Source organism: Olleya sp. KKT75 (genome assembly GCF_055635485.1).
Map to the genome: position 1 here is coordinate 1,324,065 of NZ_CM145759.1, position 14,853 is coordinate 1,338,917.

13 protein-coding genes are annotated in these 14,853 nt (G+C 32.5%); 5 read left to right on the forward strand and 8 right to left on the reverse strand.

The annotated features are described in order from the left end of the window. Window positions 1–2,373: a TonB-dependent receptor gene (locus ACZ2G2_RS05900; protein ID WP_470394496.1), complete on the forward strand. Its 2,373-nt coding sequence runs from the start codon at window positions 1–3 to the stop codon at window positions 2,371–2,373. Between the two features lie 71 nt (window positions 2,374–2,444). On the opposite strand, the gene ACZ2G2_RS05905 is transcribed toward ACZ2G2_RS05900, so the two are convergent. Beyond that, window positions 2,445–3,233, reverse strand: a complete 789-nt coding sequence (locus ACZ2G2_RS05905; RefSeq protein WP_470394497.1) for a DUF3592 domain-containing protein — start codon at window positions 3,231–3,233, stop codon at window positions 2,445–2,447. A gap of 3 nt (window positions 3,234–3,236) precedes the next feature. Further along, window positions 3,237–5,033: a translation elongation factor 4 gene (gene lepA / locus ACZ2G2_RS05910; protein ID WP_101202735.1), complete on the reverse strand. Its 1,797-nt coding sequence runs from the start codon at window positions 5,031–5,033 to the stop codon at window positions 3,237–3,239. A gap of 158 nt (window positions 5,034–5,191) precedes the next feature. Between lepA and ACZ2G2_RS05915 the strand changes: the two genes are divergently transcribed. Both ACZ2G2_RS05915 and ACZ2G2_RS05920 read left to right on the forward strand, forming a co-directional pair. Continuing rightward, a complete protein-coding gene (locus ACZ2G2_RS05915; protein WP_470394499.1) occupies window positions 5,192–7,594 on the forward strand; it encodes a TonB-dependent receptor domain-containing protein in 2,403 nt (800 codons plus the stop codon). A gap of 268 nt (window positions 7,595–7,862) precedes the next feature. Next, window positions 7,863–8,261, forward strand: coding sequence for a DUF4345 domain-containing protein (locus ACZ2G2_RS05920; protein WP_090837048.1), 399 nt, complete (start codon window positions 7,863–7,865; stop codon window positions 8,259–8,261). Here the strand turns inward: ACZ2G2_RS05920 and ACZ2G2_RS05925 are convergent. From ACZ2G2_RS05925 to ACZ2G2_RS05940, 4 genes are all read right to left on the reverse strand, one after another. Then, on the reverse strand, window positions 8,232–8,447 hold the full coding sequence (locus ACZ2G2_RS05925) for a hypothetical protein (protein WP_282070267.1): 216 nt from the start codon (window positions 8,445–8,447) through the stop codon (window positions 8,232–8,234). The two genes, ACZ2G2_RS05920 and ACZ2G2_RS05925, sit on opposite strands and share 30 nt — an antisense overlap. Window positions 8,448–8,449: 2 nt before the next feature. After that, the gene (locus tag ACZ2G2_RS05930; RefSeq protein WP_470394500.1) at window positions 8,450–9,841 is read right to left on the reverse strand and encodes a radical SAM protein; all 1,392 of its coding nucleotides are present in this window, start codon (window positions 9,839–9,841) and stop codon (window positions 8,450–8,452) included. Between the two features lie 95 nt (window positions 9,842–9,936). Next, window positions 9,937–10,701 (reverse strand): prolipoprotein diacylglyceryl transferase, encoded by a 765-nt coding sequence (locus tag ACZ2G2_RS05935; protein ID WP_470394902.1) that lies wholly within the window; start codon window positions 10,699–10,701, stop codon window positions 9,937–9,939. Continuing rightward, window positions 10,698–11,228, reverse strand: coding sequence for a hypothetical protein (locus ACZ2G2_RS05940; RefSeq protein WP_470394501.1), 531 nt, complete (start codon window positions 11,226–11,228; stop codon window positions 10,698–10,700). Before ACZ2G2_RS05940 ends, ACZ2G2_RS05935 begins: the two co-directional genes overlap by 4 nt. A 277-nt stretch (window positions 11,229–11,505) precedes the next feature. Here ACZ2G2_RS05940 and dusB point away from each other — a divergent pair, with 277 nt between their 5' ends. Continuing rightward, a complete protein-coding gene (gene dusB / locus ACZ2G2_RS05945; RefSeq protein ID WP_470394502.1) occupies window positions 11,506–12,501 on the forward strand; it encodes a tRNA dihydrouridine synthase DusB in 996 nt (331 codons plus the stop codon). Between the two features lie 242 nt (window positions 12,502–12,743). On the opposite strand, the gene ACZ2G2_RS05950 is transcribed toward dusB, so the two are convergent. Together ACZ2G2_RS05950 and rbfA are read right to left on the reverse strand one after the other, a co-directional pair. Further along, window positions 12,744–13,949 carry an ABC transporter permease gene (locus ACZ2G2_RS05950; RefSeq protein WP_470394503.1) on the reverse strand — a complete coding sequence of 402 codons (1,206 nt, stop codon included), beginning with the start codon at window positions 13,947–13,949 and terminating at the stop codon, window positions 12,744–12,746. Further along, a complete protein-coding gene (gene rbfA / locus ACZ2G2_RS05955) occupies window positions 13,950–14,345 on the reverse strand; it encodes a 30S ribosome-binding factor RbfA (RefSeq protein ID WP_101202726.1) in 396 nt (131 codons plus the stop codon). A gap of 83 nt (window positions 14,346–14,428) precedes the next feature. On the opposite strand from rbfA, the gene mce reads away from it, so the two are divergent. Continuing rightward, entirely contained in the window at window positions 14,429–14,830 is a 402-nt protein-coding gene (gene mce / locus ACZ2G2_RS05960) for a methylmalonyl-CoA epimerase (RefSeq protein WP_470394504.1), read from the forward strand. The last annotated feature ends 23 nt before the right edge of the window (window positions 14,831–14,853 follow it).

Genomic DNA, 14,853 nt, shown 5'->3' on the forward strand with positions numbered 1-14,853 from the left:
ATGGCTTTTAAATCACTAAGTATTTTATGGGTTCTTTTTTTCTCTTTTACTAGTATTGCACAACACGATATTTCTGGAACTATTTCAGATCAAAATGGGCAACCACTAGAGTTTACCAATGTAATACTTTATAATCACTCAACTAAAACTGTTGTTACGGGAGTAGTTACTAACAAAGAAGGCGTTTACCATTTAAAAAATACGACGTCAGATACGTATTATTTAGAAGTGTCAAGTCTTGGGTTTCAGACTAAATTATCTGATAAATTTGAGCTTAAATCTAATAAAACATTAGACTTTATTTTAGAAGAAGAAAACCTAACATTAGATGAGGTTGTTGTTAAAAGTAAACGCCCAGTAATAAGACAAACCGCGGAAAAGCTAATAGTAGATTTGGAAAAATCAGAAATGATTAACACCAATTTAGAAGATGTGATGCGGAAAATCCCAGGTGTTTTAGTCACTAATAACGGGATTTCGATTGCAGGAAAAACAGGAGTAAAGATTCTTATTAATGGAAAAACAACCGAGTATATGGATGTTGAAACTTTACTTAGAGATTTTCCAGCAGACAATATTTCAAAAATAGAATTAATAGAACAACCAGGAGCAGAGTACGAAGCATCAGGTTCTGGAGCCATTATAAATATTATTTTAAAGAAAAACGTCCAATTAGGCACACATGGTAATGTAACGTCTTGGATAGGAGAGGACGAAGGCTTAGAATGGGGTTCTGGATTTTCTATAGCGAGTTATAAAAACAAATTAAATTGGCAGTCTAGTGTTAATTATTCGGAGCCAACATGGCGAGAAGATTTGTTTTTAGTAAGAACGGTTGGTACAGAAACTTATGATCAAGTTACTAAAGAGCCGTATGATCCTAAAAACATTACGATTAGCGGAAGTTTAGATTATTATTTAAGCGAAAATCACTCTATTGGAATCGGCGGAAGATTTAATAACCGAAACTCTACAAGAACCATAAGCAGCAAAACTATTATTTCGGATATAAATACGACTGAAACTTTATTTTCTGAAAACTACTTTGATAGAGACCGCTCTAATTTTAACATCAATCCGTATTACGAGTATAAGTCGGACGCTAATAAATTGGTTGTCGATTTTAATTATGTTGATTTTACAAATACCAACACCAATACCTTATCTGATGTTGCAGGAAGTACTATTGATTTTACAGATAGACGCTATAATCAAGACGGAACGTATAATATTAAAACCTATCGCGTTGACTATTCCAGAACGTTTTCTGATAACTTAAAATTAAGTGCAGGTACACGCTATGCGGATGTCAAAACAGATAACGATTTAGAATCTTTAATTGACAATAATGGTAATTTTGATTTGTTAGATGATGAAAGTAGTCGTTTTGTTATTGACGAAACCATTTTTGCACTGTACTCAAAGATTAGTGCAACGCAAGGTAAGTGGTCCTTTTCAGGAGGATTGCGTTATGAAGATAGTAATACAGACGGTACGTCTACATTTTTAAACAATGGTAGTTTAGTCACTCAAGTCCAGAAAAGACCCATTAAAAAGCTATTTCCAAGTGCGTCAGTTAGTAGAGAGCTAACGGATGTTTTAGGGGCTAGTTTGTCTTATAGTTATAGAATACAAAGACCTTCTTATAGTAGTCTAAACTCTTTTGCTACGTTTTTAGATCCTTTTTCGGCAGGAGAAGGAAACCCTAATTTAACACCATCTTATACTAATAATTATCAATTTAATTTAACCTACGATGGCCAACCTTTTTTTATAGTGGGTTATAGTAAAACAGACGATGTTATTTTTGAATTAATCTCTCAAGACAATGCGACAGCACAAATTAGACAGCAACAAGTTAACGTAGAGAATAATGCGAATTGGAATTTTAGATTATATGCTCCGGTTGAGTTTGCTGAAGGTTTGGAAGGTTATACAGGTATCATTGTAACTAATACAGACTACCAGTCCTCAACGTATAATGTTGATTTAAACAAGTGGAACTTTATTTGGTTTATAGAAGCTAGTTATGAGTTGCCTTGGGATATCGATTTTGAATTAAGCGGTAATTATGGAACTGGTGCTTTAGAAGGTCAAATTGAAGTAGACTGGTTTGCAGAATTAGACTTTTCTTTTGGTAAAAAATTCTTTGATGATAAGCTAAAAGCAAATCTTGGATTTAACAAAATGCTAAATAGAGGTTTTATAGGTAATATAGACTACGGTAATGGTCTTGCAGCAGTAGAAAGTAATGAGTCAAGACAAAATGTACAACTTAGATTATCCTATAGTTTTGGTTCTAAATTTGGTAAAAAGAAAAGTAGAAGCAACTCTTCAAGAGATGAAGAGAACAGGATTGATGGTAATGATTAAGTTTTAATTTGTTCAACGTTTGTTATAGCATCAATAAATAGGTAAATTTTTGTAAACAAGATGTTTAAGCGTTACCTGTTTATTCTTTTTTGTTTCTTTTTATTACTCCAAGTCACTAATGGTTTGGCTTTTTTATTTTTAAACTTGCTTTCAGTAAAAAACATTTTTATATATCCAACGATAGCAAGTGTTAGTATTAGAATAAAAAACACTAATAAAATCGATATCCCTATTGGCACTTTATTACCATAAAAAAGAGCATAAATAAGCAATGCATCAAACATGATCATTACAAAGGGTAAAAAGAATTTAAGCCCTATTAATTTTATGAGATAAAAATACCCCTCCATACTAAAGTTTAAAATATAAAGCATTAGTCCAGCAAAAAGGAAGATAAAAATTGTAAAAAATAAAATAGCTCCTACAACAGTTATTACACGTATATAGCCTAAGGTAATAACACGGTCTTTTTTGGGGTTATAGTTTATCTTATAGGTATCTCCTTTTTTAATGCCTTTAGTGGAAAAGCCTAATTGCTTTGTAATGGTTTTTCCTTCTAAGGTTTCAAACTGTACAATAGGAGAGTACATTGTACTATTATTGGAGTCAACTCCTTTATTAACAATGCTAACTACTGTTGCTACATGGTCTTCTCCCGAAGTAAAGACATCATAATTTTCTTGAGTAGTTTTTACAAAAAAAGGGGTAACAGAAAAACTAAATAATGTAACGCAAAATATGATCAAAAAAACATAACCAAAAGACATACACCCTTTTAGTTTTGCTCTTCTGATAAAAAAAAGGGTGATAATTAAATTAAAAATAATAAAAACATATGTATAAATAGAATTTATACTCATGTGTTAATCATTCAGCTTTAATACAGCCATAAATGCTTGCTGAGGTATCTCTACATTACCTACTTGACGCATACGTTTTTTACCTTTTTTCTGCTTTTCTAATAATTTACGCTTACGCGAAATATCTCCACCATAACATTTTGCAGTTACATCTTTACGTAATGCTTTTACAGTTTCTCTAGCTATAATCTTTGCTCCAATAGCTGCTTGGATTGGAATATCAAATTGTTGACGTGGGATAAGTTCTTTCAACTTCTCACACATCTTTTTACCAATGTTATGTGCGTTATCTGCGTGTATTAAGGCAGAAAGTGCATCTACTGGCTGTGCGTTTAATAAGACGTCTAAACGTACTAATTTTGATGTTTTCATTCCTAAAGGATGGTAATCAAAAGAGGCATAACCTTTTGACACGGTTTTTAATCGGTCGTAAAAATCAAATACAATTTCGGCTAATGGCATTTCAAAAGTTAACTCAACACGTTCTGGTGTTAAATAGTTTTGATTAACAATCATACCACGCTTTTCAATACACAAACTCATAACGTTACCAACAAAGTCGGATTTAGTAATTATGGTTGCTTTAATAAAAGGCTCTTCCACACGATTTACTGTTGACGGATCTGGTAAATCTGACGGGTTATTTACTATAAATGCTTTGTCTGGATGCTTATTTGTGTAGGCATTGTATGATACGTTAGGTACTGTTGTAATTACAGTCATATCAAACTCACGCTCTAAACGCTCTTGGATAATTTCCATGTGTAACATTCCTAAAAACCCACAACGGAACCCAAAACCTAACGCAGCAGAACTTTCTGGTGCAAAAACAAGAGAAGCATCATTAAGTTGTAGCTTTTCCATACTGTTTCTAAGCTCTTCGTAATCCTCTGTGTCTACTGGATAAATACCAGCAAATACCATAGGTTTAACATCTTCAAAACCTTCTACAATATTAGTTGTTGGATTTACAAAATCAGTAATTGTATCTCCTACTTTTACTTCTTTAGCCGTTTTAATACCTGTAATTAAGTATCCTACATCTCCAGTTTTAACGCTTTGTTTTGCAACTTGTGTTAGTTTTAGTGTTCCAACTTCGTCTGCATTATATTCTTTACCAGTAGCGACAAATTTAATTTTCTGTCCTTTTTTTATTTCACCATTAAAGACTCTAAAATAAGTTTCAATTCCTCTAAAGGTATTGTAAACCGAGTCAAATATTAACGCTTGTAATGGTGCGTCTGGATCTCCTTTTGGAGCTGGAATACGTTCAATAATAGCTTTTAATATCGCTTCTGCACCAAATCCAGTTTTTCCACTAGCATGAATCACTTCAGAAGGATCACATCCTAATAATTCGACAATATCATCAGTAACTTCTTCTGGGTTTGCACTTGGTAAATCTACTTTGTTAAGTACAGGAATAATTTCTAAATCATTCTCTAATGCTAGATATAAGTTAGATATTGTTTGTGCTTGTATACTTTGAGCAGCATCTACAATTAGTAAGGCGCCTTCGCAAGCAGCAATAGATCTTGACACTTCATAAGAGAAATCTACGTGACCAGGGGTGTCAATTAAGTTTAAAATATAGTCTTCACCTTCAAAGGTATAGTCCATTTGGATCGCATGCGACTTAATGGTAATACCACGTTCGCGCTCTAAATCCATACTGTCTAATAACTGAGCTTGTTGTTCTCTAGCAGTTACAGAACCTGTAGTATCTAATAAACGGTCAGCAAGTGTACTTTTTCCGTGGTCAATATGTGCAATTATGCAAAAGTTTCTAATGTTTTTCATAGTCAAATCACCTTATAAATCAAGGTTGTTGCAAATATAAAGTAATTATCGGGCTTTTTTTCTTTTTTCTTTGGAAACCAAATTTGACCAAATTTGTGGTTTTTACCACAACTGAAAGTGTTTAGTTATTATTATATTGCGCGCTTAACCTATTATAAATGAATCGCTTTAATCTTTTTATTGTTTTTTGTTTATCTATAACTAGTTATGCTCAGGATTTAACCATTTCTGGGACAGTTGTAGATGACAATAACCTACCTGTGGCTTTTGCTAACGCAATAGTCTATTCTTCTGATGAATCCAAAGTTATAACGGGATCAAGCACTAATGACCAAGGTCAATTTAGTATTGATAATTTAACCTCTGGAGAATATGTTTTAAAGCTATCCTATATTGGTTTTGAATCCGTTAGTAATCCAATCTCGCTTACAAAAGCGACTGATGTTGGAGTAATAGTTTTAAAAATAGCTTCTGAAACCCTTGGTGAAGTAACCGTTAACTCCAAAAAGCCAAAGTTTACTAAACAAGCGGATCGTATGATCTTTAATGTGGCCAACACAGCTTTAGTGGAGGGGTCAATGCTTGATGTTTTAAAAAGCACACCAGGCGTCTTGGTTTTGGATGATAATATTATGGTTAAAAATAGTAGCCCAACCGTTTATATTAATGATAGAAAAGTTAATTTATCAGCCTCAGAATTAGCAATGTTACTAGATGCTTCTTCGGCTAATTCCATTCAAAAAATAGAAGTTATTACAAGTCCATCTGCTATCTACGATGCCTCCAGTGGAATAGTTTTAAAAATTGTGATGACTAAAAATCTAATTATGGGTTATAGAGGGTCTGTTTTGGCTAAATATACACAAGGTGTTTACCCAAGGTATGATGGTGGTTTAAGTCAGTTTTATAAAACAAATAAAATAAACCTTAATCTTAATTATAGTTATAAACATAGTAAAGTAAATAGAAATAATCTTGATGAAATTAATTATCAAGAAAATAATATTGCAACAGAATTTTGGAGAACAGATTTAGATAGAAACACAACTACAAAGACGCATAATGCCAATTTAAATTTTGATTATTATATCAATGATAATAACACCTTAAGTTTGTCGTCTAATGTATTGTATTTACCTTTTTACAATTATAAAACTAAAGGAAATACGTTTGTAAAAGATTTACAAGGCGTAGACGACTATAACTTTAACTCGTTTAACTTTTCTGAAGATAAAAAACATAACATAGGTACTGATTTAGACTATAAACATAGTTTTAAAAACGGAGCCCAGTTTTTAGTAAATACCCATTATACGACTTATGATTATAATAGGGGACAAGCGGTTAATTCAGATTATTTTTTCCAGAATAGTGCTTCAAATTTCAGCACAGGTTTTAATACGGTTAATAATCAATCAACAGATATTTTTTCGGTTAAATTGGATTATCAATTACCAATTAATGACACGTCTAACTTAGCATTAGGTATAAAAACATCAAATATAAATACAGATAGTGATGTTGTACAATTTGATGTTGATCAATCTACAGGCAGTCAAACTATTAACAATGCTAATACAGATGTTTTTAATTATGACGAGTCTGTCTTTGCAGGTTATATTAATTATGATAAAAGTTGGGATAAATGGAGTGTTGTAGTTGGTTTACGACTAGAGCAAACCAATATCGATGGTTTTTCTCCGGTTAGTAATTTAAATACTGGTCAGGATTATTTGGATTGGTTTCCAACGTTTAATGTTACTTGGCAAGCTTTTGAAAAGGCAAACTTATATGTAGGATTTAATAAATATATAGAACGTCCGGATTATACAGATTTAAACCCTTTTAATTTCTTTTTAAACGACAATATTATTGTTACTGGTAATCCTAATTTAAAACCATCAATAACTACCTATTCTACAATTGGGACGTCAATAAATGATAGTTTTACTATTGAAGCTTATTACAAGACTGTTTCTAATCAAATTAATGAGTTACCAATACAAGACAACGCTAATAATTTTTTAATATACTCTCAAAGCAATATTAAAAATGTTAGAGAATATGGACTAGATTTTTTAACAGACTTATATATCTCAAACAAGTATTCAGTTTTTTTTCTGACAAGCTTTTTTAACCACGATTTTGATATTAATTTTAATAATCAGAGCTATAATTTTAATCAATGGTCTAACTTCTCTCAAATAAGCAGTAGTTTTAATATGTTAAAAGATAATAGTTTAGCTGTAAACCTAACGGTTGAATATACAAGTAAGTTTTTACAAGGGACTATTTTAGGCGAATCTATTTTAAATTCTAACCTAAGTTTAAGTAAAAAAGTCCTAAATAATAAAGGGGTTGTTAGCTTAATGTTTGCAGATTTATTTAACCAACAAGACTTTGGCGCAAGATCCAAATTTGCAAACCAAAACAATTACAGTTATCATAATATAGATAACCGTTACGTTAAACTAGGCTTTAGTTATAAGTTTGGAAACACGACTTTGCAGACCAATGAGCGTACTAAATCACTAAAAGAGCGCGAGCGTCTAGGCATGTAAAATAGATTCTAACGTATTAATTTTATTGTATCAAAAACAGGCAATTACAAATCTTTTATTGTAGAAGTTTATTACGCCAAAGCATTTTGCATTAAGAAACGAAAACTAATAAGTTCCACGTTTTAAAATTAGGTTAGGTGTAATAAATACCCTATGCTTTTTAGACATGAATAGTTACTTGAAGTTTTTAGAAAAATTTATTAGAAATGGTAAAGCAAAAAGGTCAGTAAATAAAAAGAGCCTGTAGTGTTAGATACTTTAATTTTAGATGAAAATCACCAATCAAAACATAATAACAAAAATACACTTAATCATATCTGTATGTATTGTTGTTCCGGTGTCTTTTTTTTATGGTTTTAATCCAAGTTCAGAGTTTGATATTCATTTAGACACCATAGACGAGCATAATTTTTTTAAGGCCATTATGGGGCTGTATTTAGGGTTTTCTACACTATGGATTTTAGGTGTATTTAAAGTTAATTATCTTAAAATAGCATTAGTAACCAATATGATATTTATGCTGGGTTTAGGTTTTGGAAGAGTACTAAGTTTAACATTAGACGGTGTCCCAACCTTTGGTTATCAATTCGGGACTTTTGCAGAGCTATTTTTAGGGTTTTATGGATTGTGGGTATTGCTAAGCCATCATACTACCACAAATACCTAAACTAACAATTACATAAACAGCAGCTAGTATAAATAATACTTTAGCTGCTTTTTTGTTTTTTTTAAGTAAAGCAAAACCAATAATAGCTAATAAAATAGCTGGTCCAAACATAATAGCAGCAAAAAATAAGACTATTCCGTCGTAATTTCCACCTCCTCCAGTAGCTTCAATAAGTAATGACATCATAATTACATCTCGTTTATAAGTTGTTCTAAGCGTGCTTTTTTGTCATCACGATAAAACAAATTCATGGTTTCAAAAGGGATAATTTTATTGTCTTTATCTACAATATGCACACACGATTTTTTAATAGCTCTAACATCAAAGTTATAAGCATCTATAAACTGCATAATAATCACTCTAAATAAATTATCATACCCTAACTCTGGAGCATCAATATTTGGTAAGCAACACAGGATAGATTTTAGGTTTTCTTCTGCCACTTCAACCGAGTTTCCTGTGCTAAATAATTCTACCATTTTACCTTGCAGTGCTTCATCTTGCTCGTAAATAATAGTGTTTTTGCTATTATCTAATAAATCATTTGGATTAATATAACGCGTTAACGGAAACACTTCATCGCCTAGTTTAAGTGCGTAACCCATAACCAGAGCATCTGGATTACAAGGTACAGGAAGTAAATCGTCAGCATTAAAAATAGTGGTTTGTTCCATTATTTTTCGACGTAGCTCAGTAATGGTCATCCGATCCGTTTCTGGATTAAAATTATCTAGTCGACCAGCAATTTGAGTTGGTTGTAAGGTCACACCTCTAACACATTTCTGTTTTAAAGCGTAGTCAATAATTTTACCAATCTCGCCATCATTTAATCCTTTTTGTAGTGTGACCACTAAAGTTGTTGATAGGTTTAATTTGTTTAGGTTTTCAATAGCCTGTTTACGGATATCATTTAAATCGGCACCGCGAAGCTCGCGCAACACACTGTTTTCAAACGAATCAAATTGTAAATAAATTTCAAAGTCAGGAGCGTAGGTTTTTAGTCTTTCCGCGAAAGCGAAATCTTTAGCAATTTTAATCCCATTAGTATTCAACATTAAATGCCTAATCGGTAACGTTTTGGCATAGTCCATAATTTCCCAAAACTGGGGATGTATGGTTGGCTCCCCACCAGATATTTGTACCACATCAGGTTCCTTTTCGTTTCTAACAATAGTGTCCAACATGGCCTTAACTTCGTCCAAAGTACGATGTCTACCATAGGTTGGTGATGAGCCCGCATAACACGTCGGACAAGTCAAATTACAGCGGTCCGTCACCTCAACAACCGTCAAACAACTGTGCTGCTCGTGGTCTGGACACAAACCACAATCGTAAGGACAACCATAATCCGTTTTAGTGTTAAAAGTATAAGGTGTTTCGCTAGGCTTATTGTAGTTGCGTATGTTTTTATAATACTCAATATCATCAGCAATTAACACCTTGCTATTGCCATGTTCCTTGCAACGTTTTAACATGTAAACATTATCATCTTCAAAGACAATTTTAGCATCCACACGTTTTAAACACTCAGGACACAAGCTTAAAGTAAAATCGTAATAGGTATAATTTCTAACTGGCATTTTCTGTAATTTATGTTATTTTGGCGTTACCACAAGGGTCGCGCTATCCACTAAATCTTTTTCTCGTACCTCAAAAAAGGATACCGTTTCTATCGCTAACGCGGGAGCTTGCTAAGTAAAAGACTAGCAATAAATTTGCTGTAATACAACCAACAAATTACACATAATATTTGGATACTACTTAAACCAAAAGTATAAAACACATTAGGTTTTAAAAACTCGATACAAAACCTAAAGCCAAAATAACTGAGCATAAAAATCTTAAACAAATCTCCGTTTTTTAACTGTAATTTATTGTTTACAGTTTTTAAAGCTATAAATAAAAAGATTAAAAAAAACAACTCATATAAAGAGGTGGGATGTCGCAGTAAGCCATCACCTAAGTCCATTCCAAAAGCAGAAGTAGTGACCTTACCATAAGTAAACTCGTTAATACCAGATAAAAAGCAACCAATACGACCAATAAAAACTCCTAAAATTATAGGGAAGACAAATAAATCTCCAGACGAGTGCTTTTCGCTAATTATTTTCTTTGCCAATTCCACACCAAGTAAACCGCCAAATAAACCACCCATTATGGTTTTTGTGTTTAGTAATGTAATGGCATTATTTAATGTAAATTCAATTAAAGGATTTTCTAAAAACCCAACCAATCTTGAGCCAACTAAAGCACCTAAAGCTGCACCTAAAATAATAGAGAGTCGGTTATTGGTGTTAATAACATCTGTATTGCGTTTTCTTAAAAACACATAATATCTATACGCTATAAAAAAGGCGAGATATTCTAATATAAGGTGAATATTTATGTTAACGCCAAAAAGCTCAGGATTGAAGGGGATTGTTGATAGAAAAATAATTATGCTTTTGGATTAAAAGAGTTTATAATTATCATTGCATCATTAAAATATTTGTCAAATATATTTTCTTTCATTTGAAAAGTGATAAAAATAACTTCGTTATTTAATAAATAGAAATATTCTACACTTTTATATTTACCATCAAAATTATTATATTCTATTGTTGATTCTGTTTTATAGATAAATTTAGATTCTTCTTTAATTTTATAAAGCTTACCTTTTCTACTTTTTTCATGAAATCTTAAAGTGTTTCCATGGTTAGCTATAGCAGTTTCAATAGATTCAGATTTCTCAACATTAAGAATATTTCTATTTAGTGAAAGATTATTTAGCTCATCTTCTGGGCTATCTTTTTTTATCACTTTAGGAGTAAAATAAAAATATCCATAAGCCCCAAATTTCACCCAAGTATTAGGATAGTTTACTGTAAATTCTTTTGTGTTTAGCGTTTTTAATTTAGATCCAATTTTACTTGAGGAACAACCGGAGATTAATAGGGTTACTATAATTAATTGTAATGCTTTCTTCATAGTTTTTTTAACGTTTAGAATTATTTGATGGTAGCAGTAAAAAATAGTCTTATTACTGATTGGTTTATTATGATAAGTTCTGAAAAAAAAGATTATGTTACCCATTTTTTTGTAGTTTTTAGGGAAAAAATTCAAAATTTAAGATTTTCATTTACGAAGTCTATTTATTTGCAACACAAAAAGCTCAGGGTTGAAGGGTGGGTCCAAATAATGATAGATTATTAGTTAAATATACACAATTACCTAAAAAACACTAATTTTGCACCAAAATTGTATCGTGGTAAAAATAGGTAATATAGAACTTCCAGACTTCCCGTTGTTGTTAGCGCCAATGGAAGATGTGTCAGATCCACCATTTAGAGCGTTGTGTAAAGAGCAAGGTGCAGATGTGGTGTATACAGAGTTTGTAAGTAGCGAAGGTTTAATACGTAACGCAGCAAAAAGCGTTATGAAATTAGATATTTACGAAAAAGAACGTCCCGTTGGTATCCAAATCTTTGGAGCTAATTTAGATAGTATGTTACAAACCATTGATATTGTAGCAGAGTCAAAACCAGATATTATTGATATTAATTTTGGATGTCCTGTTAAAAAAGTAGTTAGTAAAGGTGCAGGAGCAGGAATCTTAAAAGACATCTGTTTAATGGAGCAACTAACTGCAGAGATGGTTAAACGTACCAATATCCCCATAACTGTAAAAACACGTTTAGGTTGGGATCAGGATTCTATTAGAATTGTTGAGGTAGCAGAACGACTTCAAGATGTAGGTTGTAAAGCTATAGCAATACATGGTCGTACCAGAGCGCAAATGTATAAAGGTGATGCGGATTGGAAACCAATTGCACAGGTAAAAAATAACCCACGTATGAACATTCCTGTGTTTGGAAATGGAGATGTGACTACACCAGAACGCGCGATGGAAATGCGTGACCAATATGGCTTAGATGGCTGTATGATTGGTCGTGCAACTATTGGTAATCCTTGGTTTTTTAAGCAAGTAAAACACTTTTTTGAAACCGGAGCGCATTACAGACCAATTACTATGCAGGAGCGTGTAGAAGCAGCTAGAAGACACTTACAAATGTCTATTGACTGGAAAGGAGAAATTCTTGGTGTTTTTGAAACCAGACGTCATTATACAAATTACTTTAAAGGGATTCCGCATTTTAAAGAACACCGCATGAAAATGGTGACTAGTGATGCATCTGTAGATGTATTTGCTGCTTTTGATGAGGTTTTAGAAAAGTTTGGAGACTTTGAGTTTACTGAATAGTAAAATCGAATTTTAAATCTTATTTATATATATTATAAAAGCACTTCTTTTTAGTGAAAGAGAGGTGCTTTTATTTGTAGTCTAAAGTGTTTGGTTTGTAAATTACAATGCATCTATTTAGTTAAGCAAAGCGCTAACTAAGCACAACAGTAAGCGCAAGAAGGATGAAGCAATGTGTTTGAGCTCCTCGAAGAGAGCGAGTTGCGCGAGCCTGTTTGCCTGCTAAGGCAACTTGCCCAAAATTAACTAGTCTTAACTAAGTTTTGTGTAATTCTAGAGGCTGCAATTTTTGAAGCAATTATCCCTAAAACAGAGATTGTAAGCATGACTATCACAAAGTTTTTAAAGTGAATAGCTACAGGATAAGGTAGGCTTGGTGTGATCATAATCAGGTTAAAGCTAGACTGTAATTGCACGATTATATAACCAATAACTAGTCCTAAAAATCCACCAACAATAGTCATTAAAATCCCTTGGTAAAAAAAGATGTTTCTAATGTCTTTTACTGTAGCACCGATGTTGTAAAGGGTGCTTAGGGTTTTCTTTTTATCCAAAATCATCATGACAATGGAGCCTATAACGTTAAATAAAGCAATAATTAAGACTAAGGTAAAGATTAGATAGACCGCTAAATTCTCTGTGTTTAGCATTTTGTATATCGCGTCGTTAAGTTGGTCTTTGTTTTTAACAATAATGTTTTGACCTATTATGGTTTTAATTTTAGTTTTGACTGTATCTTCGTCCGCATCTTCAGTCAATTTAAATTCTAAGCTGGTAATTTGATTAGGCTCGTAATTTAATAACTGACGTGCAGTGGCGATAGATGCAAAAATGTATTTATTGTTTAGCTCTTCGTTAATATCATAAATACCAACGTTGATGGTATTAACCTGATTTAATGCTTGACTTTGCGAGCTTATTTGACCTTTTCCTGGTTTTGGTACGGATAGGGTAATGGTTTTTCCGTAATCGTTTACAAAAGCTGATAACCGATTGGATATTGCCGAACCAAGTACAATTTGTGGGGTGTCTTGATACAGCCACGTGCCATAAGGAATTATGGAGTCTATGGCTGTTATTTTGTTGTAGTTTTCATCTACACCTTTGATGTAAGCGGGATGATTGTTTCCATCTGAAGAGGCAATAACACGTTCTTCTATTATTCTAGAAAAGTTAACTACGCCATCAATAGCGTGTAGTTGTTTGTCTTGATTATCGTTTAAAGTAAAAGATTTACCTATGGTGGTTTCGGCTTTTAAATCGGGATCGATAATGCTGGTAAATTCTAATGTAAAATCACGTAAACCAGCAAAACCCGACAATACAATAAACAACGATGCAGCACCTAAAACAATACCAACAATAGCAATTATTGTTATAAAGTTAATGGCATTATTACTGCTTTTACTGCGTATGTAGCGTTTTGCTATGTATAACGGAAAATTCAATTATCCTTTTTTACGATTATCTAATAAATCAGGATTTTGGATTGGGTTATCTTCCCCTTTAAGTGATTTTTCAATTTTATCAATATGCTCTAAACTGTCGTCCACATAAAACTCTAATACAGGCATTCTGCGTAGTTGGTTTTTTGTACGTTGTGCAAGCTCATGTCTGATCATTGGTTTGTTAGCTCTAATCCCTTCTAAAAGCTCCTTTGCTTTGTTATTAGGGAATATGCTTAAATAAACCTTAGCATCTGTTAAATCTGCAGTTACTCTAACTTTAGATACAGATATAATTATACCGCGCATTCCACCTTGTGTAGCAGCTCCCTGAAGGATATCTACTAAATCACGTTGTAAAACCGAAGCTATTTTTTTTTGTCTTTGACTTTCTTCCATGGTGCAAAAATAGTTGTTATTACAAGAATATATTACTTTTAAGGCATAATTAAGCAATTTTTGTACCTTAAATTATATAAAAAATGAAAAAAATAGAACATATAGGTATCGCAGTCAAAAATTTAGAGGAATCTAATGCTCTTTTTGCGAAGCTTTTTGGCAAATCTCATTATAAAATTGAATCTGTAGAGAGTGAAGGTGTAAACACTTCTTTTTTTAAAGTAGGTCCAAATAAGGTCGAATTGCTAGAAGCAACAACCCCTGAAAGTCCAATTGCGAAGTTTTTAGAGAAAAAAGGAGAGGGGATCCATCACATTGCTTTTGCTGTTACAGATATTAAAAAAGAAATTTTACGATTAAAATCAGAAGGTTTTGTTGTGCTAAATGAAACACCTAAAAAGGGCGCAGACAATAAGTTAGTCGCTTTTTTACATCCAAAATCATCAAACGGTGTACTGATAGAGTTGTGCCAAGAGGACAACTAATTAAAAAAAGGTTTGCAAGACTT

Bases quoted from the DNA above. Each gene is read 5' to 3' on its own strand.
- ACZ2G2_RS05900 (WP_470394496.1), top strand. From the start codon at position 1: ATGGCTTTTAAATCACTAAGTATTTTATGGGTTCTTTTTTTCTCTTTT.
- ACZ2G2_RS05905 (WP_470394497.1), bottom strand. From the start codon at position 3,233: ATGAGTATAAATTCTATTTATACATATGTTTTTATTATTTTTAATTTA.
- lepA (WP_101202735.1), bottom strand. From the start codon at position 5,033: ATGAAAAACATTAGAAACTTTTGCATAATTGCACATATTGACCACGGA.
- ACZ2G2_RS05915 (WP_470394499.1), top strand. From the start codon at position 5,192: ATGAATCGCTTTAATCTTTTTATTGTTTTTTGTTTATCTATAACTAGT.
- ACZ2G2_RS05920 (WP_090837048.1), top strand. From the start codon at position 7,863: ATGAAAATCACCAATCAAAACATAATAACAAAAATACACTTAATCATA.
- ACZ2G2_RS05925 (WP_282070267.1), bottom strand. From the start codon at position 8,447: ATGATGTCATTACTTATTGAAGCTACTGGAGGAGGTGGAAATTACGAC.
- ACZ2G2_RS05930 (WP_470394500.1), bottom strand. From the start codon at position 9,841: ATGCCAGTTAGAAATTATACCTATTACGATTTTACTTTAAGCTTGTGT.
- ACZ2G2_RS05940 (WP_470394501.1), bottom strand. From the start codon at position 11,228: ATGAAGAAAGCATTACAATTAATTATAGTAACCCTATTAATCTCCGGT.
- rbfA (WP_101202726.1), bottom strand. From the start codon at position 14,345: ATGGAAGAAAGTCAAAGACAAAAAAAAATAGCTTCGGTTTTACAACGT.
- mce (WP_470394504.1), top strand. From the start codon at position 14,429: ATGAAAAAAATAGAACATATAGGTATCGCAGTCAAAAATTTAGAGGAA.